Annotated in this window: 18 protein-coding genes and 1 pseudogene; 3 read left to right on the top strand and 16 right to left on the bottom strand. The window is 61.8% G+C overall.

Translation table 11 applies throughout. From position 1 onward, the window contains the following. Nucleotides 1–134: 134 nt before the first annotated feature. The 16 genes and pseudogenes from galE to B351_RS17765 form a co-directional block, all read right to left on the bottom strand. Nucleotides 135–1,109 carry a UDP-glucose 4-epimerase GalE gene (galE, locus tag B351_RS0105935; RefSeq protein ID WP_019398129.1) on the bottom strand — a complete coding sequence of 325 codons (975 nt, stop codon included), beginning with the start codon at nucleotides 1,107–1,109 and terminating at the stop codon, nucleotides 135–137. A gap of 15 nt (nucleotides 1,110–1,124) precedes the next feature. After that, nucleotides 1,125–2,579, bottom strand: a complete 1,455-nt coding sequence (locus tag B351_RS16305) for a Coenzyme F420 hydrogenase/dehydrogenase, beta subunit C-terminal domain (RefSeq protein WP_198006205.1) — start codon at nucleotides 2,577–2,579, stop codon at nucleotides 1,125–1,127. Then, nucleotides 2,572–3,726 (bottom strand): polysaccharide pyruvyl transferase family protein, encoded by a 1,155-nt coding sequence (locus tag B351_RS17265; protein ID WP_039731015.1) that lies wholly within the window; start codon nucleotides 3,724–3,726, stop codon nucleotides 2,572–2,574. The genes B351_RS16305 and B351_RS17265 overlap by 8 nt, the downstream gene beginning before the upstream one ends. A gap of 21 nt (nucleotides 3,727–3,747) precedes the next feature. After that, complete coding sequence (locus B351_RS17590; RefSeq protein ID WP_156810429.1) at nucleotides 3,748–5,016, bottom strand: hypothetical protein; 1,269 nt, start codon at nucleotides 5,014–5,016, stop codon at nucleotides 3,748–3,750. Beyond that, nucleotides 5,013–6,224, bottom strand: coding sequence for an O-antigen ligase (locus B351_RS17260; RefSeq protein ID WP_083852401.1), 1,212 nt, complete (start codon nucleotides 6,222–6,224; stop codon nucleotides 5,013–5,015). Before B351_RS17260 ends, B351_RS17590 begins: the two co-directional genes overlap by 4 nt. Next, nucleotides 6,221–7,522, bottom strand: coding sequence for an oligosaccharide flippase family protein (locus B351_RS17255; protein WP_083852400.1), 1,302 nt, complete (start codon nucleotides 7,520–7,522; stop codon nucleotides 6,221–6,223). The genes B351_RS17260 and B351_RS17255 overlap by 4 nt, the downstream gene beginning before the upstream one ends. Further along, nucleotides 7,519–8,520 (bottom strand): UDP-N-acetylmuramate dehydrogenase, encoded by a 1,002-nt coding sequence (gene murB / locus B351_RS17070; RefSeq protein WP_050992148.1) that lies wholly within the window; start codon nucleotides 8,518–8,520, stop codon nucleotides 7,519–7,521. Before murB ends, B351_RS17255 begins: the two co-directional genes overlap by 4 nt. Further along, nucleotides 8,520–9,826: pseudogene (locus B351_RS17960) on the bottom strand (UDP-N-acetylglucosamine 1-carboxyvinyltransferase). The gene murB and the pseudogene B351_RS17960 overlap by 1 nt, the downstream one beginning before the upstream one ends. A 22-nt stretch (nucleotides 9,827–9,848) precedes the next feature. Continuing rightward, entirely contained in the window at nucleotides 9,849–10,592 is a 744-nt protein-coding gene (locus B351_RS0105920) for a WecB/TagA/CpsF family glycosyltransferase (RefSeq protein WP_019398126.1), read from the bottom strand. A gap of 17 nt (nucleotides 10,593–10,609) precedes the next feature. Continuing rightward, nucleotides 10,610–11,776, bottom strand: a complete 1,167-nt coding sequence (locus B351_RS0105915) for a nucleotide sugar dehydrogenase (protein ID WP_019398125.1) — start codon at nucleotides 11,774–11,776, stop codon at nucleotides 10,610–10,612. Nucleotides 11,777–11,814: 38 nt separating this feature from the next. Next, on the bottom strand, nucleotides 11,815–13,239 hold the full coding sequence (locus B351_RS0105910; protein WP_232207896.1) for an undecaprenyl-phosphate glucose phosphotransferase: 1,425 nt from the start codon (nucleotides 13,237–13,239) through the stop codon (nucleotides 11,815–11,817). 145 nt (nucleotides 13,240–13,384) lie between these two features. Next, the gene (locus tag B351_RS0105905) at nucleotides 13,385–15,616 is read right to left on the bottom strand and encodes a YjbH domain-containing protein (RefSeq protein WP_019398123.1); all 2,232 of its coding nucleotides are present in this window, start codon (nucleotides 15,614–15,616) and stop codon (nucleotides 13,385–13,387) included. Then, nucleotides 15,613–16,383 (bottom strand): capsule biosynthesis GfcC family protein, encoded by a 771-nt coding sequence (locus tag B351_RS0105900; RefSeq protein WP_198006203.1) that lies wholly within the window; start codon nucleotides 16,381–16,383, stop codon nucleotides 15,613–15,615. The genes B351_RS0105905 and B351_RS0105900 overlap by 4 nt, the downstream gene beginning before the upstream one ends. A gap of 20 nt (nucleotides 16,384–16,403) precedes the next feature. Continuing rightward, the gene (locus B351_RS0105895) at nucleotides 16,404–17,123 is read right to left on the bottom strand and encodes a YjbF family lipoprotein (protein ID WP_232207895.1); all 720 of its coding nucleotides are present in this window, start codon (nucleotides 17,121–17,123) and stop codon (nucleotides 16,404–16,406) included. A gap of 8 nt (nucleotides 17,124–17,131) precedes the next feature. Beyond that, nucleotides 17,132–18,244, bottom strand: coding sequence for a polysaccharide biosynthesis/export family protein (locus B351_RS0105890; RefSeq protein ID WP_083852399.1), 1,113 nt, complete (start codon nucleotides 18,242–18,244; stop codon nucleotides 17,132–17,134). Between the two features lie 104 nt (nucleotides 18,245–18,348). Continuing rightward, a complete protein-coding gene (locus B351_RS17765) occupies nucleotides 18,349–18,705 on the bottom strand; it encodes a hypothetical protein (RefSeq protein ID WP_019398119.1) in 357 nt (118 codons plus the stop codon). Nucleotides 18,706–18,910: 205 nt separating this feature from the next. Here B351_RS17765 and B351_RS0105880 point away from each other — a divergent pair, with 205 nt between their 5' ends. The 3 genes from B351_RS0105880 to ubiA are packed head-to-tail and all read left to right on the top strand — an operon-like array spanning nucleotide 18,911 to nucleotide 22,581. After that, the gene (locus tag B351_RS0105880; protein ID WP_019398118.1) at nucleotides 18,911–19,351 is read left to right on the top strand and encodes a low molecular weight protein-tyrosine-phosphatase; all 441 of its coding nucleotides are present in this window, start codon (nucleotides 18,911–18,913) and stop codon (nucleotides 19,349–19,351) included. Between the two features lie 48 nt (nucleotides 19,352–19,399). Next, nucleotides 19,400–21,628, top strand: a complete 2,229-nt coding sequence (locus B351_RS0105875; protein ID WP_026010413.1) for a polysaccharide biosynthesis tyrosine autokinase — start codon at nucleotides 19,400–19,402, stop codon at nucleotides 21,626–21,628. Between the two features lie 50 nt (nucleotides 21,629–21,678). Continuing rightward, on the top strand, nucleotides 21,679–22,581 hold the full coding sequence (gene ubiA / locus B351_RS0105870; RefSeq protein WP_019398115.1) for a 4-hydroxybenzoate octaprenyltransferase: 903 nt from the start codon (nucleotides 21,679–21,681) through the stop codon (nucleotides 22,579–22,581). The last annotated feature ends 436 nt before the right edge of the window (nucleotides 22,582–23,017 follow it).

The raw sequence follows: 23,017 nt of genomic DNA, 5'->3' as shown, positions 1-23,017 counted from the left end.
GGAAGTTCTACTTTTGAAATGCCTGCTTGACGGGGAAGCTTACGGGAGCACCCGCCGACGGCGGGTGCGCCACTCTTAGCGCGTGAAGATTGGATAAAAAAGCGACAGGTGAAACTGTTCCCGGGCTTGGACCCTCAGAATGCCTGGTCGCGGTGCCAGCCCCAGGCGCTTTCGATGATCGCGTGCAGGTCCGTCCATTCGGGTGACCAGCCCAGTTCACGCCGGGCGCGGACGCTGGAGGCGACCAGCACCGCCGGGTCACCCGCCCGGCGGGGCGCCGCCTCGCAGGGGATATCGCGACCTGCCACCTCGGCGGCCGCGGCGATCACCTCGCGCACCGAGAACCCGCGGCCATTGCCCAGGTTGAAGGCATGCGCACCGGGATGCGTGTCCATGTAGTCCAGCGCCAGGGCGTGGGCCTGTGCCAGGTCCTGCACGTGCACATAGTCGCGCACGCAGGTGCCGTCCGGGGTCGGGTAGTCCTCGCCGAACACCTTCAGTGCCGGGCCGTGGCCCAGCGCGGCCTTGAGCACGTTGGGGATCAGGTGGGTCTCGCAGGCGTGCGCCTCGCCGATGCCGTGCTGCGGCAGCGCGCCGGCGGCGTTGAAGTAGCGCAGGGCGATGGAGCGCAGGCCGTAGGCACTGGCGGCGTCGGCCAGGATGCGCTCGACCATCAGCTTGCTGGCACCGTAGGGATTGATCGGTGACTTGGGGTGGTCCTCGTCGATCAGTTCACTGACCGGGTTTCCAAACACCGCCGCGGTCGAGGAGAACACCAGCCGCTCCACGCCATGGCGACGCATGGCCTCCAGCAGGTTGAGGGTGCCGGCGACGTTGTTGCGGTAGTAGGCGTAGGGCTCGCGCACCGACTCCCCGACCAGGGAGGAGGCGCAGAAGTGCATCACCGCATCGATCCTGCCGCCGGCAAATGCCCTCTCCAGGGAGGCGGGGTCCAGCAGGTCGGCCTCCACCAGCTCACCCCACCGCACCGCTTCGCGGTGGCCGGTGGAAAGGTTGTCCAGCACCGTGACCTGGTGGCCCTGTGCGGCCAGCCACTGCGCCATGTGGCTGCCGATGTAGCCAGCGCCGCCGCAGACGAGAAAATGCATGGCGGGATCTCAGGTTCAGCGGGGGGAATCAGTAAGGCCAAATCGCCGCCTGATTCCTCTGAACGCGCGCTTTGCCAAGTAAGGGAGGCCTTTCCCAAGGATGCGCCGGGCGTCAGTTATGGCATAAAGCAAGCTGTGCCTGTCAACGAGCGGCTTCATCTTCCTGACAAAATACGACCAGTCGTCCAGTTCGACGGCACGCTGGTAATGGATGTGGCTTTGCTCCGCGATCTGCTCCCGGACGTCTTGGATCTTTTTGCGGAGGAACGGAATGTCCTCGCTTGCGCCAACCCGTTTGGCAGGGCGCCACGCGCCCCTTCTATCTGCCCTTGCGAGGCGGTATGGAAGCTCGTCATACGCATGCCGGACTAGTCCCGGCTGGGAACGGACTGCCAACTCCGGGCTAAGAACATCCAGGTGCAGGTCGCCCGCTGCAAGGCCGTCGTCGATTATTTTAGCGATGACCGGATTGCGCACGATGACCAGGTTGGTGCCCCTGTAGTCGCCTGCATACTGCGGCAGCCATGCATCGCCAAGCGCCACGTCTGCGGTCTCGTTGAACAGGTCATCGGTGAAGTCTGAAAACTTCGCCTTGAAAAACCCGTGGCTCCAGCTACTGACAAATACTTCGGTCGCCTCCTTGGCTAGGGTCGTCTCGGTGCCCCCGACCAAACCCTTCAACTCCGTTATGTACTCATCTGCGGACTTACCTTCGATCTTTTTCCGGAAGTCGACGGAGCGAAGAGATCCCGGCTTTATCCCGTGCTCCCACGCAATCGCCTCCGCGTACTTGGTGCTCTTTTGGTGACCGCAAATGAGGCCCACCGTGTACGCAATGGCGTGTTTGAAGTCCGGATCGTGCTCAGCCAGAAGCCTGAGCTCCATGATGAAGCTCGGAATACCGGTAACGGCATACCGCCCGCCAGCTTCCTTGGCCGCGCGCAGTACCTGTGACAGATCCATAGGATAGTAGCGGGACTTGGCGCCCGCACGTACCTGCGCCACTGTCGTCGAAATCGCGTACCTGAACAGCAATCCATCCTCGCCCCCTGAGGGTTGAACATGGATGACGCCGTCGACTAGCCCCTTTTCAACAAGTTGCACTAGGAGCCAGGTGGCTAGCCCACCGGAGCTGGAAGTCGCCCGAAAGTCGCCTGTCTTGACGTACCCGGCGTAAATCTGGGAGTAGTAGCCCAGCAGGCGCTCATGCCTAATACCTGGCACGGCCCCAAAAAGTATCTTGCCCAAGACATCTTCGTCCAAGTCCGGATTGGACATCGCGCTCACGCGCGCGAGCGCTTCAAGCTCTGAAGCCGACAAGGCCGCAGGATCAACCTTGGCTTCGAACTGGCCAAGTGGGTTGAGCGCTACCGTAACCTTCGAGTTGACGGCTGAGAACACGCCACTTTGGATGGAATACCCTCCCTCCAGTTCACGGATAATCGCCTGCGCGCCTGATTCCTTATGCATGGCCCTGTGTGCCCTCAAGATTGCGCGACAAATAAGCGCGAGCCTGCCGCCTCGCTTCCGAAAGGCGATCGCGAGTTGGCCCATAATCGATACTAGATGACAGCACTTCGTGTAAACTGGCCGTGCTTGCCGAATAACTTCCGCGATCGCCCAAGGCCAACGAATTCAGAAGATACTGAAGCTTCTCCTCATTGCCGTAGCCTTCGCCATGACTGCGACGAATAACCGTCAGGAACTTCTTCTCATTGATGATGGAGAAGATTGAGCCATGGAATGTATCAGTGACGATGGCCTCAGCGTCGCGGAACAAGGCAAGCACCTCAAAAGGAGTGCAATCAACAAACCGGTCACAGCACTCTTGTATCCCCCCGATACAAAGGATCTCGTAGCCTTTGTCTTTGGCGTAGGACCGAATCGCAGCGTTCTCCTCAGAGGTGAAGCGCCCGGCGTAGCCGTATACGATCATGTACGGCCGGCTGTGGATTCGCGCCAAAGGAATATGGCTACATTCATTTATGTAGTCATAAGCCAATACGGGGTCAACATTCACCGAAGGCTCCCGGCCGGTCAACTCATGGATAATGTGGCGTGAGTTCTCGTCCCGCACCGAAATGTCCGCAAAGCGAGCAAAATCTTCGCTCAGCTCTTTGGTAAGCCCGTATTTGCGAAGCTTCTCGAGCGTCGTGTTGCCAAAAGAGCCTGCATACGAAATAAGCCGCTTTGCAGGTGAATCGTGACCAAACAAGTCGCGGCTGTAGCCAACATTGGCGTTTGCTTGAACGCAATTAAAGACTTCGTCGCTCCCTATGATCTGCAAGTCAACTTTATAATTGAGATTAGGCGTGGGCGACAGGCCGAGAAGCGGAAAGTAGCGCTTGGCGTAGGTTCTTTTGTGATTGAAGAAGCGAATCTTGTCGGCCAGCCGAGCTTCAACCTTTCCATACCCCGCAAGCTTCTTTCTGATCCGCACAAGCCCGCGAGCATTGCCGTCGTCGGATGCTACAAGGGGCGCACCGGGGCGATAATCGAGAAACTCAATAGAGGAGCGGGGCGCAAGATCACCGATGAGCTGTCTTAAGCCATAGCCCTGCAGGAAGGAGCCATAGTTGAAGATTCGATGCATGGACAAGATGCCAACGCTGTACATTCTTCTCGGATTCCTGGTTCGTCAATTGCTAGTGGTGGGGGCCGACGTGCGTCGCATCATGGAAAAACCTCGACGTATTACGATAGGCACATAAAAGCGAAGAACGACGATGAAGTTCAACGCCACGTCTAAGACTCTTGTGTCGCCATGATTATTTCGCGCCAGGTAAAGCTGAAGATGTCGCCGCACGCCCTCCATCACCGAAAAACGCGCTTTTGCGATCGATCGCACGAAATTGCGATGAGAAGTTTCCCTGTCCTTGTTGCGAAGAATGAGGAGGAGCTCCGAAAAATTCTTCGATTCGTCAAATTCGGGAATGAAACCTCGGGGAGAAAAGTTCGTCCTTGAAAGATGATCGAAGTTTTCGGGCAGAACCAGAGCGGGAACATCACATCCGGACACGGGGGCTAAAACAATCATCCCATGCAGCGCAGCTTCCATGAACCCTCGACCCACGCCCACCACGATATCACCTAACCCAATCAGCTCGTTCGCATTGAACGTAAATTTGCGGTCAAGGACGAAGTCGATCCTTATATCTTGAATCCGCTGCAGGCGCGCGTAGCTCTCGGCGTCCTGAATCGTGCCAAGCACCACCAGCCGGGATGGAATTGACGCTGCATTGAGTTTGCGGACCAGGTTTGCCGCTTGTCGCACGGATTCCTCGTAAGCCAACCCGATGCGGCAGACACGTAATACGACTAGTTCGCTCCCATCAATGGCAAGACGCTCGCGTAGCTCGGACTCCTTCGCCGCACATAGATCAAAATCGAGAATCCGATTGGGAATAAGATGAATGCTCGATGCGCGAAGTTTAGGCAGATTTCGGAAATAGGAGGCGTTCTCCTCGCTGAACGCGACCACATCTCGTGCATACGGAAAGTAACGAGTAGGGTTGGGTCCCCCGGCACGGGTTAAAATCGAAGGCACATCCAATTTCCGCGCTACAAGGCGCGAAAAGAAGTATGATTTGTTGTCGAATGCATGGATGTGAGTCGGCGCGTATGCGCAGATTCGTGAGCAAATTGCGGGAAAGTAATCGAGGGGATTTCTGAACTCGACAAATTCAACCGGCAGGTCAAGATTCTGATAGGCACTCGGGAAGACATCGCCAAGCACAAAGATCTTCGCATCTTGACCGGCGGATCTCATTCCTTGAGCCAATGCAAGAAGGCTGCGATAGCTACCGCCAACACCGGTGCCGTCAGACGATACAACGGATATCACATACGCCACCCGAACCCTAGTTTCGGGAGAGTGTTTCAGGTCGTGAATGATGTTGGCGATCATGATTGCTTAAGAACCCATTGGAGCTTGCGTCGGCGAGCCTGGAAACTGCTTTGCGCGACGATAACTGTAACTATCGCGGCAGATGGATTAACCTTCCCCCCGAATATTAATCCAGTAAGCCCTGAAAGGATGACCCAAAACATAAGAGATTCGCCATACGAAGGATCGGCAAACCTCCTTGTGAAGAGCGCTGTCAATACGAAGAGTGTCATTGCAGTCGCGCCGACAAAGCCCGTCTCAAACATCGCATTCACCCAGGTATTGTGCGCATGAGGAATGATGTAACCGGACGCGAAGAAGTGCTGGGTCAAGCTAGTGTTGAATGATGCGAATCCATATCCCAACATGGGACGCTGGCGGATCATTTCGATCGCATTTGACCACGCGACGGTCCGACCAGATAAGGTCATCGTATTGGAGCCGTCGCGCGATATCGCATTAAGGACATAATCCCAATTGGAGACCACCAGAAATACAATTACACCCGCACCAATGAGCATGAGCGCGCGTATGGAATAGTTCATCTTCCAGAAGAAGATGTATCCGATTGATGCGATGCAAAAAAACGTGAATGCTCGAGTTTGGGTAGCTAATAGGGTGACTGAAAGTACAACGAGCGCGATTATTCCGAAGCGCTTGGAAAGCACTCGCTGTCCCCTCAAGAAAATAAGGGTGAGGCAAATGAGTGCAAGAGATAGAAGCAACGATAGGCGCTGAGGGTGGATCATTGGTCCATTGATGCGCCAGACAATGTCCGGCAGCGCGCCGATGTTAGGCACGAGTAGCACCATTAACCAGGAAACGACTGCCAAAACGAAGGTCACTTTAACGACCTCACCTGCGAACTGGTCAGGGTCTACTCCCGCATACGTAAGGGCGAGGAGGAGGAAGATGAACAGAGTTAGGCTGTGTGTAATTGAATTGGTTGGAGCATATGACCAAGCGACTGAGGATATATTTATCGCATAATAGATAAACAGAAAGACAAGTGGGGGGGCCAGCAGGGTTCGCAGGTATTTGGGGATTAGTGGCAAGCGACCCAGTAGCATCATGGCCGCAAGACAGGTGGACGCAGCGCTGGCGAGCCTTATTTCTCCGAAGATTCGGGGAGACTGGAACTCATATAGCATCATCACCAAAATTGCGAACCGAATAGACCAGCGCGTCCGGTTTGATAGAGTGGTGTAAGTGTTTATGGCCACGGTCATTTGCTCGAACCGGGAAATCTATCAACGATAAAACGCACGACAGTGCGTATATCTTGTCGTGAAGGAGCAAGAAAATTTTTGGCGCGAATACTGAATAAGGCTACGCAGGTCGCAATATAGCCGGCAAACATGGTGTACTGGCCGATCACGAGGGCTGCCGCGCCGCCCAGGGCGCCAAATTTTGGGATAAGGACTAGGGATAGGATCACGTTTACTGCTAAGCTTATTAAGATAACGGCTGTGCCGAACCAGGGCTTCCCTTGGCCGGCCAAGGCTGGATAGATGATTTTATTCGCCGCCGCCGCGCCAAGGCCAATGGCAAGAACCTGAAGCAAACGTCCTGATTCTTCGTATCCTGACCCTATTACCAGCGGCACGAGGAGGGGAAAAAGCACTGCAGGGATGGCGGCAAAAATGGTGAAGGTCCAAAAAACCCCGCACGCGATCTTCGCTGTCTTCTGTGCGACTGAGGACGTATCCGAGTTCCTGACGGAGCGGGAGAAAACTGCGAGTCCCAACGCCGTCGCTGCCTCCAGAACGATGTCATTTATTCGTGCTGCTGCGAAAAAGTTACCGGCGGATGCGGCTCCATGGGTTGGTTCGATGATGAACATGCTCACGCGAGCGCATAGTGTGATTAGGAAGAGGTTGAGTGCAAATCCCACCCCGTAGCCTATCAGGCTAGGCAGTCTGTCTATCCTTACGCGAAGTTGAGGAAGTGTTATTCCCCCAAGGGAGAGGGCTACCGGAATGGTAAGTGCGAAGCTAAGCGAATGGGCCCATACCGCGGTTTCAGCAGTTGCGAGGCCGAGCGCTGCAAGCCCAACAGAAAATGCGGCAAGTAGGGCCCGCGGTAATGTTTCTGTTGTGCTGAATTGCTTAATCTGACCGCCTGCGAGAAGCAGGCCCTGAAGCATCATTACGAGCATCGTGCAACCAACGCCGACAGCAATAGCTGTTGCGGACGATAACGGGCTTAAGAAGGCTCCGTCTGCCGGGGAAAATGTAATGGCAATAAGTGAAGCGGCAAGGGCTAGCGGTGGCCAAGTAACCAGCAGCGTTGCCGCACCCTCGCCTGCAGTCATCTCGTTCCGGCCGACTTGGTAAGCAATAGACTGGCGAAAGCCGAGACTGCCTAAGGTCGCTGCTAACCCGATAGTGGTGGTTACTAGCCCAAACCACCCGAACTCCTGTGGGGTGAGAAAGCGTGCAAGGAGAAGGAATGACAGCAGCTGCGCGACTCTTATAAACCCACGCGCAAAGAGGATGCTGAAGGCGTCGTTGAGCAAGCTACTCATGAATCTGCAATCCTGAGCGGCGGCTCAGGCCACCTCTCGATTGCCGCTTCGTGCGCCGGCCGCAGGCGACCCTCCGGACTTAGGTGCCGAACCTCGCAATTCATTAGGTACCCGGTTCGCTGAAAGACCTCGTTTCTGATCAAGGCAATAAGGCCGAGTACGTCGTCCGAGGTTGCGCCTCCTTCGTTGATGATGAAGTTTGCATGTAGAGCCGAGATGCAGGCCCCGCCTTTTCTGAGGCCCTTTAGCCCGGCTTCCTCGATGGCGCGTCCTGGAGGCCCGATATGCTTGTACATCTCTGGGTCTGAGAGAAAAGTTGAGCCGCAGTTGGGCAGCTTCTGGGGGAACTTTCCACGGCGCTCACGCAAGATCCCAAGCAGCTCTCTCCGAATCGACCTGCGCTGACCATGCTCAAGTTCGAGGGTAGCCTCTAGAATGGCAACCCGTCGCGATTGCAGTGATGAAGTTCTATACGCGAATCCACAAGCTTCCCGGTCAAGTCGAAACATGTGCCCAGCTTCATCTGCGCAAAGAACCTCCTTGACGTTCAGGCCAATACCCTTCCGTTGGCTGCCCCCGTTCATCACGATGAGGCCACCAAGCGTGCCAGGTATTCCAATCGTGTGCTCGATACCACTCAGGCCAGCATCACCCGCCGCTGATGCAAGGCGTGGAACCCAGATGCCAGCCTGCGCCCAGATGCTGTTTGAGGTGATCCGATACGACGACAGATTCCGCCCAATCCGCATGATTACGCCTGAAAATCCGGCGTCGTCGAAAAGGGTATTGGAAGCGTCACCCATGAGGAACAGCGGCTCGGGGCGCTCAGCCATGATCGCCATGACTCGAGCAGCGGCCTTGGACGAAGTTGGCTCCACAAACACAGCGGCGGGCCCGCCGATTCTCCAGCGCGACACGTCAGCCAAGCGCACATGCTCATGGACCTGCCCAGGCAATTCTCTGGACAATAATGCTGCAAGCTGGCCTGCGGAATTCATTATTCGGTCTCGTCGAAGATCGAAATGCGCGCGCCAAGCTGTTGTAGCTTGCCATCCAAGTCGTTGTAGCCGCGCAGCGCCATCTGCACGTTGAGGATCTTCGATTCACCGTTGGCGCAAAGTGCGGCGATTACGACGGCCATGCTTCCGCGAAGATCGGTTGAGTCCGCAACACCCGCCTTGAAGTGGGCTGGCCCGCGGACGGTGATCTTGCCGCGCTCGGCGTGCAGATGATCGCCGTCCACCAGCTTTGCCAGTTCCTGGACGAACGCAATCCGCTCGGGATATCGGTAATCGAAAATTCGCGATGTTCCGGAGGCGGCGAGGCCGAGCATCACATAGAACGCCTGCATGTCCGAGATCACACCGGGGTGGGCGCCGCATGCGAGCTCGAAAGGCTGCACTGCGCCGGACTTGAGGCATTCCGGGGTGACGTGGATGGACTGGGAGTTCTTGAAGAGATCGACACCCGCGTGCTCTACATGGAGGAGCGGAACTTCCATGGACGAGAACGGCACCTGGTCGATGGTGATCTCCCCCCCGGCCAAGATCGCGTACACGACCCAAGTGAGTGCCTCGATACGTCGGTCATGACCGGCATCCGCGCTCCCGACAGCTTCCCCCCCCGGCCATCCACGACGATGTGACTGGTGCCGAACACCGAAATCTCGGCGCCCATGCGGCGAAGCAGGGCGATGAGATCCTCGACTTCCGGCGTAATGTAGGCGTTGAAGATCTGTGTTTGGCCCGTCGCGACACTGGCGCACAGGAGGGCGTTCTCGGTGCCGCCTACAGTGCTGATCGGGAAGTTGATCGTACCGGCGGCGAAGCCGTTGGGGGCACTGACCTCGATGTGGTCGTCGCGCTCGATCACCTGCGCGCCCAGATCCTTCCAAACCATCATGTGCAGGTCGTAGCCCCGTCCGCCGCCACTTCCGCCGCCAATTGGACAGCCTCCGGGATAGGGAACCCGCGCAAGTCCGGACCGGATCACCTGGCCAGCGGCAAGCAGGTACGTTGTGCGAATGGGAATGTCGAACTCTTCGCGGGAGAGGAGCTGTGCACGAAGTGCGGAAGCATCAATGCTCAGCTGCTCAGCGCGGTGATCGATGCTGATATTTGCGCCTAGCCGCTGGCAGAAGCGGATCTTGTGGCCAACGTCCACAAGCTGTGTGGGGAAGTTGGACAGTTCGACAACGTCGTCGCTAAGAAGCGCAGCCGAAAGCAAGCGGGTTGCGGAGTTCTTCGCGCCACTGACGCGAACGCGCCCGCGCGGGGGCGTTCCGCCGTTGATGATTGCGTACATGCTCGGTCCTAGGGTCTACGAATTAGTGAGAGCCATGCTCTCGAAGGGCGATCCACATGGCATGGGGAGTCGTGACGGCATATCGCCAGAACAGCTTCCTCGGGTTTGACGCCATGCGATGGAGCCACTCCAGGTTAGCCTGCTGCATCCACATCGGCGCGCGTCCGTAGTCGCCCGTTATGTAGTTGTAGCAGCCGCCACAAGTGATGACCCACCTGGCGTCGAGCCTGTCGCGCCAGCGCACACAGAACTCCTGCTCCTTGGGCTTCCCGAGGCCGACCCAGAGGACGGATGCGCCGCTGGCGTTTATCCGATCGATTACCTGGAGCTCTTCATCCTCCGAGAAAAACCCGTTGCGGCGTCCGGATATCTTCAGGTCGGGATATTGCGCTCCCAGAATACTGGCGCAACGGGCGTTGACGTCTTCTTCCCCGCCGAGGAGATAGAACCCGTGCCTGGTCCCGCTGAAGGCGCGCGCGAAGTCGTGGATCATGTCAGTGGTTGCGCTGCGCTCCGGGATCGCCGGAAGGCCAAGTTTTTTGGACAGCGTGACCAGAAATCCGCCGTCTGCATGAACGATGTCGGCCTTTTGGACCGCTTCCCGGTAGGCATCGTTGGTTCTGGCCAGTGACATTCCGTGGCCATTGGCATCGAATACGAGGCGTGTCGCGCTGCCGTCCTCACAGTCGCGCAGGGCAAGCTCCACGAGCTCGTTGCGTGACAAGCAGTCAATGGTGAAGTCCCCAAACCGGACTTTGGCATTCATTGTGTTTTCCACATCCTTTAGTCAGCGCCGAAAAGATCACGGGTATAAATCCTGTCCGCGACATCCCGTAGATCTTCGGTAAGCCGGTTGGCGACTATCAAATCCGCACGCTGCTTGAACTCTTGAAGGTCGCTGACAACCTCGGACCGGTAGAACTCCGGCTCGTCGAGGACCGGCTCGTACACGATCACTTCAATTCCCTTCGCCTTGATGCGCTTCATGACTCCTTGGATGGCTGAAGCACGGAAATTGTCTGAGCCCGCCTTCATCACCAGTCGGTAGATGCCGACGATGCGGGGATTGCGGGCGATGATCTGCTCTGCAATGTAGTCCTTGCGCGTGCGGTTTGAATCCACGATCGCGCGGATCAGGTGCTGCGGCACCTGGCTGTAGTTGGCCAGCAGCTGCTTGGTGTCCTTCGGCAGGCAATAGCCGCCGTAGCCGAAGCTGGGGTTGTTGTAGTGGTCGCCGATGCGTGGATCCAGGCACACGCCCTCGATGATCTGGCGCGTATCCAGCCCGTGGGTGCAGGCATAGGTGTCCAGCTCATTGAAGTAGGCCACCCGCATTGCCAGGTAGGTGTTGGCGAACAGCTTGATGGCCTCGGCCTCGGTAGCGTCGGTGTACAGCACCGGCACGTCCTTGGTCACCGCACCTTCCTGCAGCAGGGCTGCGAAGCGTTCGCCGCGTTCGGAGCGTTCGCCCACCACGATGCGGCTGGGGTGCAGGTTGTCGTGCAGGGCGCGGCCCTCGCGCAGGAACTCCGGCGAGAAGATCACGTTGGTCGTGCCCAGTTCCTCACTGATCCGGCGGGTGAAGCCCACCGGGATGGTCGACTTGATCACCATCACCGCGGCCGGGTTGATCGCTATCACGTCACGGATCACCGACTCGACCGAGGCGGTGTTGAAGTAGTTGGTCTGCGGGTCGTAATCGGTCGGCGTGGCGATGATCACGAAGTCCGCGCCCTCGTACGCCTGCTGCTTGTCCAGCGTGGCAGTGAGGTCCAGCTCGCGGTTGGCCAGGAAGTCCTCGATCTCGCGGTCCTCGATCGGCGACTTGCGCGCGTTGATCAGGTCCACCCGGCTGGCATTGATGTCCAGCGCCACGACGGTGTGGTTCTGCGCAAGCAGCACAGCGTTGGAGAGGCCGACATAACCGGTGCCGGCGACTGCGATCTTCATCGATTGCTCCTGTTGCTTTGAAAGGCCCGGGGAAGGCCTCAGTACGCGTTCTTGTTGATGAAGCCCTTGAAGACGGTCAGCAACACGATCCGCAGGTCGAACCAGGGCGACCAGTTCTGCATGTAGTACAGGTCGTACTCCACGCGGCGGGCCATTTTCTCGACCGTATCGGTTTCACCGCGGAGGCCGTTCACCTGGGCCCAGCCGGTGATGCCGGGCTTGACCCGGTGGCGCTGCATGTAGCGGTCCACCAGGGTCTTGTACTGCTCGTTGTGCGCGATCGCGTGTGGCCGCGGGCCGACGATGGACATCGAGCCCTGCAGGACGTTGATGAACTGCGGCAGCTCGTCCAGGCTGGTGCGGCGCAGGAAGGCGCCGAACGGCGTCACGCGGGAATCATTCTTGCGCGCCTGGGTGACCTTGCCGTCTTCCTCCTGGTGCACCCGCATGCTGCGGAACTTCCACACCTCGATGGGCTTGCCGCCCAGGCCGTGGCGCAGCTGGCGGAAGAACACCGGTCCGGGCGAACTGAGCTTCACGCCGATGGCGATCGCGATCATCAGCGGCGAGATCATTAGCAGGATCAGCGAGGCCAGCACCTTGTCCATGGTGGCCTTGACCAGATGGGCCGGGCCATCCAGTGGGCTGGAGCGCAGGTTCAGCACCGGAAGGCCGCCAATCTGCTCCACCGAATGGTTCAGCAGCTGCAGGCCGAACAGGTCGGGCAGCAGCTTGATGTCCGCGGTGGAGAAATCCAGCTGCCGCAACACGTAGGCGATCTGGCCCTGCTCGCGCATGGGCAGGGCAATCCAGACCTGGTCGATGTGCCGGGCCTCCACGAAGGTGGCCAGCCGGTCCACCCGGCCCATGGGGCGGATGCCGTGCAATGCGCAGCGGTCGGAGCTGGTGGCAAACCAGCCGACAACCTTGATGCCCATCCAGGGATTGCGATGCAGCGTGTCGACGATGCGCTGTGCATCCGGGTTGCCACCCACGATCACGGCGGTACGCAGGTCCATACCGCGTGCACGGGCCCACGAGGCGCAGCCGCGCAACACGATGCGGATGGAGGCGGCGCCGGCCAGGCTCAGGCCGAACCAGGCGCCCAGCCACAGCCGCGACAGTTCGCCGATCATCTGGATCAGGGTCGTGTAGAACAGAACCCCGGTGCAGATCAGCAACCAGCACAGGCCCAGATGCATCAGCTCGGCGCCAAGGCCGCGGCCACGCCAGCTGCGGTAGAGGGAGGAGGACCCGAAGATCAGCAGGCCGAACAGCGTGGTGATCACCACCAGGCTGACGTAGTCCTTCTGCAAGTGCCAGGTACCGAAGCGGATGCGGTACGCCAGCAGCGCACCGCCAACGAGGATCAGCGGGTCCGCGATTCGTATCAGCGCACCGATGGCGGCCGTGAACTTGCTCGCCGTCCGAGGTGGGGCACTGGTTTCCGACCTGATTGGCATGAGCAGCATGGTATTTCCCCTTCATCCTTGTGCGTTTCCGGCAGGCGCCGGTTGGGGAGACTTGATGTTGCATTGCAGCATCAAGTCTTGCAAGTCCTTAGTTTGTGCCTCCCGCTCATCCAGTCTGGGAGGCTATGTCAACGTGTTATGGATCTATGTATTCAATATTGTCAAAGTAAAAGTGGCTGTTGCGTTCGCCGGTGAGCGAATAGAGGCTGTACTTGCGCTGCAGGCGTGCGCCACCATCGCGTACCAGCGGATGCCACATCAGGCGCGAACGCACTTGGCTGGACCGGGGGAGCAGCAAGTCCATCGGCACGGACAGGTAAATGCCCTTGTCAAAGCTGCCTTCGCCAAACTCCGCCGACGAGACATCGGTCTTGGTGGCGAACGCGCCCATTACCACGCCATTGCGGAACATGCGCGAAACATCCAGGGTCACGCCCCAGTCGCCGGCCAGGTAGCGTCCAGCCGAGGTGGCCACCTGGACGCGGCCGTCGTCGCCGAAGTGGGTGTAAAGCGTCGCGTGTCCGGTCGCGACCTCGTAGTCGCGGAACGAGAACTTCTGGTCGAAGTCGCGCTGCTTGACCCAGTTGGCCTCCACGCCCAGTGCCCAGCGCTGGCCGACGGGACGGTACAGCAACTCGCCGCCCACGCCGCCGTACATCATCTCCAGCAGGCCCGCATAGGCCATGCCATACAGGTCACGGCCCAGTGCATGCACCGTGGTGACCTGGAAGTTCGGGATGGTGACGTCGGAGGTGGTGACGTAGTGGCGGATGTCGGTGCGGACGCGCGGCAGGTTGCTCGGGGCGTCGTACTTGAACTTGCGGAAGTTGTTGTGCACGTCCACCGCCGTGGTGGCGGTAAGCCAAGTGCTGTCATTGACCCGCAGGCTCGTGTGCAGGTTCGCGGTCAGCTGGTACAGGAAGAAACCGTCGGGGCCGCCAATGATCTCGTTCAGCCCGGGGGAGACGTGGTAGTCAAAGAGCCGTCCCTTCGGCCCCTCGTAGACCACCTCGCCCTCGCGTGAGCTGCCGGGCGGATTGACCTCCACATGGCGCGCCATCTCCGTCAGGTCGATATCGCCCTGCGCATAGGCGTTGAGCGCATTACGAGAGACGCTGCTCTGCGCGATCGGCATGTTTTGCCGCGTGTATTCCAGCGTGACCCAGTCGACGCTGGGATCGATCGCCGTATCCAGCGCGCGCGCCGCCCGCCCGAGGCCCTCGGTCGGGGAGAAAAACTTCAGCTGGGGGCCGTGCAGGATCACCTCGTGGTCGTTGACCTCGACCTTCTGCACGTAGAAGCCAGCGCTGCGGCGCAGCTCCACATCCACGCTCTCCCAGGTATGGCCTGGCAGGAGAGGGTGGTTGTTTGATGCTGCGATTGCCTCGGCATCAGCGCCTTGTGGCGCGCTGCCGGTTGCATCGGCCGGAATGTTGGAGCTTGCGGACGCGCCCGCGTTCCTGGCGACTTCGCTGCGAAGCGGGGGCTTCGGCGGGTCCAGCCAGCGGGTCGGGCGCGGCGTGTTCTTCAGGTTGCCGCGCAAGGTAAGCGTGGCGAGCAGCTCGTTGCCGCGCTCCCAGCCCACCGTGATCCGCACGCCTGGCTTGGGGGCGTAAAGCAGGCCCACGTTGATGCGCGAATCCTGCTCCAGCCGGCCGACGCGGACTTCGTCGCTGTAGTCATGACCGTCGTATTCCAACTTAACCAGTAGCGGCTCCCAGGGGGTCTGCCATGAAACGCCACCAAACACGCCAACCGGGCCGTGCAGCAGGTAGCGCAAGCCGAATTTGCCCGCCTGGGTGATATCGCTGCTGGCACGCGGACGGGTCTTGAAGTCCTCGTCGATCCAGCCGATCGGGTTGGCGATGCCGCCATTGCTGCCCAGGTAACCTGTCGCCAGGCCGAGGCTGGCATCGATGGAGCCGAAGCGCTTGTTGGCAACCACGTACTCGCTGGAGAACAGCCCGGTACCACCGATATCGCGCGCGCCTACCGCGACCTCTGGCAGCCAGCGCCCTTCCTCCCACAGGCGGATCTTGAAGTCGATGGACTTGTCTTTGTAGTTCTGGTCGCCGCTGAACCACTCCGGGCCGTACCTGACGCCCTGGACATTGGCATAGCGGTAAATGCCCTCGAACCAGGGGAACGGCTGCATCGCTACGCTGTAGCGGCTATAGGGCGAGGTATGGCTTGCGGTAAAAGCAAACTCGCCCTCCTCAGCCATGCGCGCTGTAGGCGTCTGCAGCAAGCCGATGCCGCCCCAGTCGTTCTGCGTGGCCGGTACCTCGGCATGCAGCCCGCCGCATACCGCCAGGTTGAGCAGGCTCAGGGCGGGCAGGGCGCGGCGGCGGAGGTTGTTGCGGCTCATGGCGTCACCAACCCGTCGTGGGGCAGGGGCAGGGTGGCGAGGAAGGCGGTCATCGCGCCATCCAGCTCGGGCGCGAACTTCTCCGTGGCGCGTGCGCGCAGCGGCACATAGACGATGGCACCCGGCGCGAGGGCCAGCGGCTCGCTGCGGTTCCACAGGGCAATACCGAGTTCGTGGATGCTGCCGTCGGGCTGCACCACGTGGATCACGTCGCGGTTGGCCGCCTCACCATCCACCGTGCAATCGCGCAGGTAATCGGCCGCGTCGCGCAACGGCACATGCGCCACCGCGCAGGGTTGGAGCACGGCGCCGACGATGGTCACCGTTGCCGGGCGCTTCGGAAAGTGGAAGCGGTCGCCATCGGCAAGCAGGCGGTTGCGGTCGCCCTTGCTCGCCTCCAGCCGCCGCGGGTTGCCTTCCAGCGGCAGCCGGCCGGTGGCCGGCAAGGCGGAGACCCAGGCATGCAGGGCACGGGCGCGTGCGGCCACGGCGGGCGGCGCTTCGGTGGCCGTGGCCAGGGATTCCAGGTCATGGAGCAGGCCGGCGCGCAGCCTGACCTGCCGGGCAAGTTCATCCCTGCGGAAGACCGAGGCGCCCAGGGCATAGGCATCACGGCGCGGCATCGCGGCCACGACGGCGTCGTCGAACCGGCTGCCATCGGGCAGCTGCAAGGTGCCGGCGCGCTGCACCGCGCCCTCGGCCGAAACCTGCAGCGTGCGGGGCTGGGCGGCGGAAGCGAAGGAAATGCAGGCCAGCAGGCCGGCCATGGCCATTACCCGCGATCGCATCATTGCGACCTCCGCCGGTAAGGCTTGATCAGGCTGATCTCGAGGTAGACATCCGGGGCAGCCAGCTGCCGGCTCTTCCACAGCACGCCGGTGGCCGGATCGACCCAGTAGGTATTGGTGCCTTCCACGCCGGGGCCTTCCAGGCGTTCCTCGTACCTGGCCAGGGTGCGGCTGCGTCCCAGCGGATCCGCCACGGTTTCCTGGCCCACCCGGCGCAGCTGGCCGGTGACCGGCACGCCATAGCGGTAGCCGCTGCGCCAGTCGTAGCGGCGGCTGACGGTGATGCCCGCCTCGCCCACCGTGCGCAGGTCGGTGAACGGGTTGTCGCCTTCGATCCGGGCCCCATCCAGGCCTGCGCGCAGGCCATGGGTGCCACAGAGCACGCCGCCCTCGCACAGGAACACGACGGCCTGCCGGCTATGCCAGGAAAGCCGCCCCTCGTCATCGTTGCCCAGCACCATCACCGCGCGGTACTGGCCATCGTCCATGAGCAGGCTGGCGTAGGGCAGGGAGGCTACCTTGGTTGCGGCCTCGGAGAGGTCGTCCTTGCCGGCCACGGCGGTACGGACGAAGTCCACGCTGGTTTGCATCACCGTGCCGCAGCCGGCCAGCACCAGCACCAGCGCCAGGGAAACCAGGGCGCTGGTGCTTGCCGGAAACAGGCTGGAGCCGGGGCGGCGGCGGGAGCCTTGGGCCCGGTGGACGGTAGACGCTTGCACGGCGGCCGTCAGTTGTTGGAAAGATCGTTGCTGGCGCTTGCGGCGTTGCTGATGATCCCGGTGAACGGCAGCAACTGGTTCACGAAGCGGCTCCAGCGGGTAATGCCGGCGGCGCCCACGAACACCACGTCGCCGGGCAGCAGCTCGAACTGGCTGGCCACCGCGAAAGCCGCGGGGGACTTGGCCTCCAGCTGGTAGACCACCGACGGTTGCTGCTCGAGGGCATCGGGCTTGGCGCCGCGGATCACGTAAACCGCATTGCCATCCGCCGTGGCCTGGGCCAGGCCGCGCGCCCGACCCAGCGCCTGGCTGAGGCTGATGCTGCCGGTCTTGAAGTTCTGCGCGCCTGGCTGGTTGACCTCGCCCACCACAAAGACTTCCTTGGCATCCAGGTAAGGGATGTAGATCTGGTCCTCGGCCTTCAGATAGATGGGGGTGCCTCCGATCCGGCTCATGTCGAGCACGTATGTGGTGCCGTCGCGGGTCAGGCGCACGCCGGATAGATCGGCTTGGGAGGGATCGAAACCGGCGGTGCTGATGGCGTCTTGCAGCGTCAGCGGGACCACGGTCAGCGGCACCACGGAAGCCTGGCGTGCAGCGCCCGACACCCAGACCCTCTGACTGGCATAGGTCAGGATCGACACGTCCACCTGCGGCTCATGGATCACAGCTGCCAGCTGGCCGGCAAGCTTGTCTCGCAGCTCGGTCGGAGTGAGCCCAGCTGCTTGGATCTTCCCTATATATGGGTAGAACAGCGTTCCGTCGCCCTGGACCAGGCGACCCGCGAGATTGACCTGCTGCTGTGGACCCGCAGGGACCGTCAGCTCCGGATGGTCCCAGACGGTGATGTAGAGCACATCACCCGCTCCAATGCGGTAAGGATCGGGGTGGTAATCCAGCAGGGCGCGCGGGATCTGCTCCGAACTGGCGCGGCCGGCATGTTCCTGCGCAATGAGGCGCGGGGTAATCGCCACGAGATCCAGCTGGTCATTGCCGGATGTCCGGATCTGGCCTGGTCCTGGCTTGGTACGGGCCAGATGCTGGCCGGGGGCCCAGACACAACCGGAAAAGAAAAAGGCCGCCATCAGCGCGAGCGCGCCGGACCGGTAGGCTCGATTCATGTCGCTTCCATTCGAGTTCACGGGGGAGGGGGCCCCGTACACAAAAAAGCCCGCCGGGCATCGAAGGCCGGCGGGCCTTGTGTCAAGACATCCAGGGCGGGCTATCAGCCGCCGGTGCCACCCGTGCCGCCGGTACCACCCGTGCCGCCAGTGCCACCGGTACCGCCGGTGCCACCCGTGCCCGGATCAGGACCCGGACCCGGGCCGGGGCCCGGACCAGGGCCCGGCTGGGCACGGTTGTCGTTATCGTCATTGATCACCGACAGCACGCCGATGGCCAGCGCGGTGCCAGCCGCAGTCCAGGCAACCGCTTCGCCATCGACGCCGCCACCAGCAGCGGTGTCGCTGCCCGCCGCATCGCCGCTCTCTTCCTGCTGGGCGCTACCGGAATCCTGCGCAAACGCGTACGGCTGCGCGACCAGACCCAGTGCGATGGCCAGACCGATCAGTTTGGTCTTCATGGGGGAAACTCCGTTTCAAGATGGACGGGCTACTTCACAGGCCAGACCATAAGCGGGCCCGGGGGGCTTGTCAATCAGTGGTTTATGCACGAAACCTTCACGCTGTCGCGCTGCAGCATCGGGCTTCATCGGGTAAGCTTGCGCGCGGCCGGGACGTACTGCGCTCCGGGACCATTGGAACCAGTCAGCGCGGGGACCGGCGTTAGTGTTCAGAAAGATCCTGTTCGTCTGTGTGGGCAACATCTGCCGCAGTCCCACGGCGGAGCTGCTGATGCGCCACCGGCTGCAGGGGCGCCCGGGCGTGGAAGTGTCGTCCGCGGGCCTGCAGGCCCTGGTCGGGCGGCCGGTCGATCCGGAAGCGGCCGCCCTGCTGCGCGAGGCGGGCATCGACCCCGACGGGCACCAGGCGCGGCAGGCGACGCCCTCCATACTGGCCGCAGCGGACCTGGTTCTGGTCATGGAGCACGCCCACCAGACCAGGATTGCGCGCGAAGTGCCCCAGGTCAGCGGCAAGACCTTCCTACTCGGCAAGTGGCGGGGGCAGCGCGAGATCCCCGACCCGTACCGCCAGCATCGCGAAGCCTTCGAGCACGTGTACCAACTGATTGATGATTGCGTCGACAGCTGGCTCCCCTACATCAAGTGATGTTGCCGGCGTCACGTTCCCCCGGTCTTACAACTCTGGAAGAGAACTATGGGCAAGGAAAAGGCAGCGGTAACGCCCGCCACTGAAGACGAGATCGACCTGCGGGAACTGGTCGGCGTACTGATTGACCGCAAGTGGTGGATCATCGCTACCACGGCAATCTTTTTCGTGCTGAGCGTGGCCTATGTACTGTTGGCCGCGCCGGTGTACCGCGCCCAGGCGATGGTGCAGGTCGAATCGAAGATGCCCAGCATTCCGGGCTTGTCTGACCTGACTTCGTTGGCCGGTGGCGGCAGTGTCGCGTCTACCACCGAGGTGGCTCTGCTTCGCTCGCGCACCGTCGTTGGCTCGGCAGTTGATCAGTTGAAACTCGACATCTTCATTGAGCCGTATAGATTCCCTCTGATTGGCGGTGCATTGGCCCGCTGGTTTACTCCGCTCGAAGGGGGGGAGGTTGCTGAGCCATTCCTGGGCTTGGATAGCTTTGGCTGGGGAGGGGAAGCCCTTGAGTTCCAGCGTCTGGAGGTGCCTCAGGCTCTTGTCGATAGCGAGCTGACCCTTGAGGTGCTCGACGATCAGGGCGCTTACGTACTGCGTGATGAAGACGGCGATGAACTGGTGAGGGGCCGGGCGGGCGAGCCCGCAGAGCGTGGCTCCGTGCTGGCCGAAGTCTCGACCCTCCATGCCAATCCGGGCATGAGGTTCAAGGTCGTCAAGGCTCGTCGCCTGGACGTCGTGGCCGCTCTGCAGCAAGACATCAATGTTGCGGAGCAGGGCAAGGAATCCGGCATTCTCCTTGTCACCTACGAAGATACCGATCCGGCGCGCGCTGAAGCTGTAGTGCAGAAGATCGTTGAGGCCTATGTCCGCCAGAACGTCGAGCGCAGCTCGGCCGAGGCGGCTGCCCAGCTGCAGTTCGTCAAGGACCAGCTGCCCACCGTGCGCAAGCAGGTGGAGGAAGCGCAGGAGGCCATGGCCCGTTACCAGTCCTCGGCCAACTCCGTGGACATCACCATGCAGACCAAGGGCCTGCTGGAGCAGGAGGTCGCGGTTGAAACCAGCATCCAGCAGCTGCGCCTGAAGCAGGCGGAGATGGATCGCAGCTTTACCCGCGATCACCCTGCCTACCGTGCCCTGCTGAGCCAGATTGGCGAGCTGGAGGCGCGCAAGGCCGGTTTCCGCCGCCAGGTCAGCGAGCTGCCGGATACCCAGCAGGAGCTGCTGCGCCTGACCCGCGACCTGCAGGTCAGCAACGAGCTCTACACCGCCCTGCTGAACCAGGCCCAGCAGCTGGATGTGGCGCGCGCTGGTACCGTGGGTAATGTGCGCATCGTCGACCCGGCGGTGGCTGACACCTCAAACCCGGTCAAGCCGCGCAAGCCCCTCGTCGTGCTCGTGGCCACCCTGTTGGGTGCATTTCTCGCCATTGCCTTCGTATTCGTGCAGCGCATGCTCAACCCGGGCATCGAGGACCCGGCCGTGATCGAGGAGCTGGGCCTGCCGGTCTACGCCGCCATTCCGCTGAGCAACTCGAAGGCGTTGCCGACCGCCAAGCGCGACCGCATGGGTATGCACCATATCCGCGCCGATGGCCGCCAGCACCTGCTGGCCGTCGACGAGCCGGCGGACCTGGCCGTGGAGGCGCTGCGCAGCCTGCGCACCAGCCTGCACTTCGCCATGCTGGAGGCCAAGAACAACATCCTCACCATCTCCGGTCCGCGCCCGGGCGTGGGCAAGACCTTCGTCTCCTCCAACCTCGCCGCGGTGATCGCCCAGGCCGGGCAGCGGGTGCTGGTCGTCGATGCCGACATGCGCAAGGGGACCCTGCACAAGCTGCTGGGCATCAGCCACAAGAACGGCCTGTCCGACGTGCTGGTCGGCAAGCTGGACCTGGACGCGGCCATCCACGCGGTGCCGGACCTGCCGAACATGCACTACATCGTGCGCGGCGACATCCCGCCAAACCCGTCCGAACTGCTGATGCACCCGCGCTTCAAGCAGATCGTCGAGACGCTGGCGCCGCGCTACGACCTGGTGATCATCGATACCCCGCCGATCCTGGCGGTGACCGATGCGGCCATCGTCGGCGCCCACGCCGGTTCGACCCTGCTGGTGACCCGTTTCGGCCTCAACCAGGCCAAGGAGATCGTGCTGGCGCTCAAGCGGTTCGAGCAGAACGGCGTGCAGGTCAAGGGCACGATCTTCAACGCGGTGGAGAAGCGCGCCACCGGCTACTACAGCTACGGCTACTACGAGTACAAGGCGGCCGACGCCTGATGTAGCGGAAGCAGGCCGGCACCCGTTGCCGGCCTGCTAACCTTTGCGCCATGGGTTACGAACGTTACGAGCCGGCCACCGCGCCGGGGCCCGGCTGGCGCGAACGCCTGGGGCAGTACTGGAAGCTGGTCCGCGGCGACCGCCCGATCGGCGTGCTCCTGCTGCTGTGGCCGACCTGGTGGGCGCTGTGGCTGGCCGCCGGCGGCGTGCCGGATCCCTGGACCTTGTTCGTGTTCACCGCCGGCGTGTGGCTGACCCGCTCGGCCGGCTGCGTGATCAACGACTACGCCGACCGCTGGCTCGATCCCAGGGTCGAGCGCACCCGCGACCGCCCCCTGGCCACCGGCGCCGTCTCCGGCCGCGAGGCGCTGGCGGTGTTCGCGGCACTGATGCTGGTGGCCTTCGCCCTGGTGCTGACGCTCAACCTGCTGACCATCCTGCTCAGCTTCGTTGGCCTGTTCCTGGCGGCCACCTATCCCTACCTGAAGCGCTACACCTACCTGCCGCAGGTCTACCTGGGCATGGCCTTCGGCTGGGGCATCCCGATGGCCTTCGCCGCGGTGCAGGGCGAGGTGCCGGCGCTGGGCTGGCTGCTGTACTGCGCCAACATCCTCTGGTCCACCGCCTACGACACCTGGTACGCGATGGTCGATCGCGAGGACGACATCCGCGCCGGATCGAAGTCCACCGCCATCCTGTTTGGCGACCTCGACCTGGTGGCCCAGGGCGTGCTGTACGCGCTGGTGCTGGTCGCCCTGGCCCTGGTCGGCCGCCAGGCCGGGCTTGGCCTGGCCTACTGGGTGGCCCTGGGCGTGGCCGCGGTGCTGGTGGTGCAGGAGTTCGTGATGGCCCGCCACCGCGAGCGCGCGGCCTGCTTCCGCGCCTTCCTGCACAACAACTGGATCGGCGCCGTGGTGTTCGCGGGCATCGCCCTGCATTACGGGCTCGGTTGAACCATCTGCGCGGGGCTGGCCTGGGCGGGGCCCGGTCGCTCCCGGGCGGCGCCCTGGGCGGATCGCCGGATACGTCTCTCAAACCGATTCTCCCCCGCGCGAGTGATCTCGCAGGGCCCGGGTTCAAAGCGGGCATGGCCGCCGTCCCCATGGCCGCGGGCGGCACCAGCGCTTGTTTCCAGTTTCCCGGTGCGTGCCGGCCAGCCGTCACCGGATCGCGGAACGCAGGCCCGCGGTTCCTGCCTCCGGCGTCTCGTGGATACCCGTCACCCCTTTCCGCTCGCCCTTCAAAGCTTGCCGGGTTACAGACCCCATGCGCGCCAAACCTCCGTGCTGCAACGCAAGATGATGCGCCAACGCACGTGAGATAACGTTACCTGACCGCGTCGGCGGAGGGGCCTGCGTTTGCAGGCCGGGTGCATGAGGGGCAGGCGCC

It is taken from the genome of Pseudoxanthomonas sp. GW2, assembly GCF_000283075.1.
Classification (GTDB): Bacteria; Pseudomonadota; Gammaproteobacteria; order Xanthomonadales; family Xanthomonadaceae; genus Pseudoxanthomonas.
The sequence above is the reverse complement of the archived record's forward strand: the minus strand, read 5'-3'. Positions and strand labels throughout refer to the sequence as shown.

Coding starts and splice junctions, on each gene's coding strand:
- galE (WP_019398129.1), bottom strand. CDS start 1,109: ATGCATTTTCTCGTCTGCGGCGGCGCTGGCTACATCGGCAGCCACATG.
- B351_RS17265 (WP_039731015.1), bottom strand. CDS start 3,726: ATGTACAGCGTTGGCATCTTGTCCATGCATCGAATCTTCAACTATGGC.
- ubiA (WP_019398115.1), top strand. CDS start 21,679: ATGGGTTACGAACGTTACGAGCCGGCCACCGCGCCGGGGCCCGGCTGG.
- B351_RS0105900 (WP_198006203.1), bottom strand. CDS start 16,383: ATGGCCGGCCTGCTGGCCTGCATTTCCTTCGCTTCCGCCGCCCAGCCC.
- B351_RS0105915 (WP_019398125.1), bottom strand. CDS start 11,776: ATGAAGATCGCAGTCGCCGGCACCGGTTATGTCGGCCTCTCCAACGCT.
- B351_RS0105905 (WP_019398123.1), bottom strand. CDS start 15,616: ATGAGCCGCAACAACCTCCGCCGCCGCGCCCTGCCCGCCCTGAGCCTG.
- B351_RS0105875 (WP_026010413.1), top strand. CDS start 19,400: ATGGGCAAGGAAAAGGCAGCGGTAACGCCCGCCACTGAAGACGAGATC.
- B351_RS17255 (WP_083852400.1), bottom strand. CDS start 7,522: ATGAGTAGCTTGCTCAACGACGCCTTCAGCATCCTCTTTGCGCGTGGG.
- B351_RS17260 (WP_083852401.1), bottom strand. CDS start 6,224: ATGACCGTGGCCATAAACACTTACACCACTCTATCAAACCGGACGCGC.
- B351_RS16305 (WP_198006205.1), bottom strand. CDS start 2,579: ATGCATAAGGAATCAGGCGCGCAGGCGATTATCCGTGAACTGGAGGGA.
- B351_RS0105920 (WP_019398126.1), bottom strand. CDS start 10,592: ATGAATGCCAAAGTCCGGTTTGGGGACTTCACCATTGACTGCTTGTCA.
- B351_RS0105890 (WP_083852399.1), bottom strand. CDS start 18,244: ATGAATCGAGCCTACCGGTCCGGCGCGCTCGCGCTGATGGCGGCCTTT.
- B351_RS17765 (WP_019398119.1), bottom strand. CDS start 18,705: ATGAAGACCAAACTGATCGGTCTGGCCATCGCACTGGGTCTGGTCGCG.
- murB (WP_050992148.1), bottom strand. CDS start 8,520: ATGAATTCCGCAGGCCAGCTTGCAGCATTATTGTCCAGAGAATTGCCT.
- B351_RS17590 (WP_156810429.1), bottom strand. CDS start 5,016: ATGATCGCCAACATCATTCACGACCTGAAACACTCTCCCGAAACTAGG.
- B351_RS0105910 (WP_232207896.1), bottom strand. CDS start 13,239: ATGCCAATCAGGTCGGAAACCAGTGCCCCACCTCGGACGGCGAGCAAG.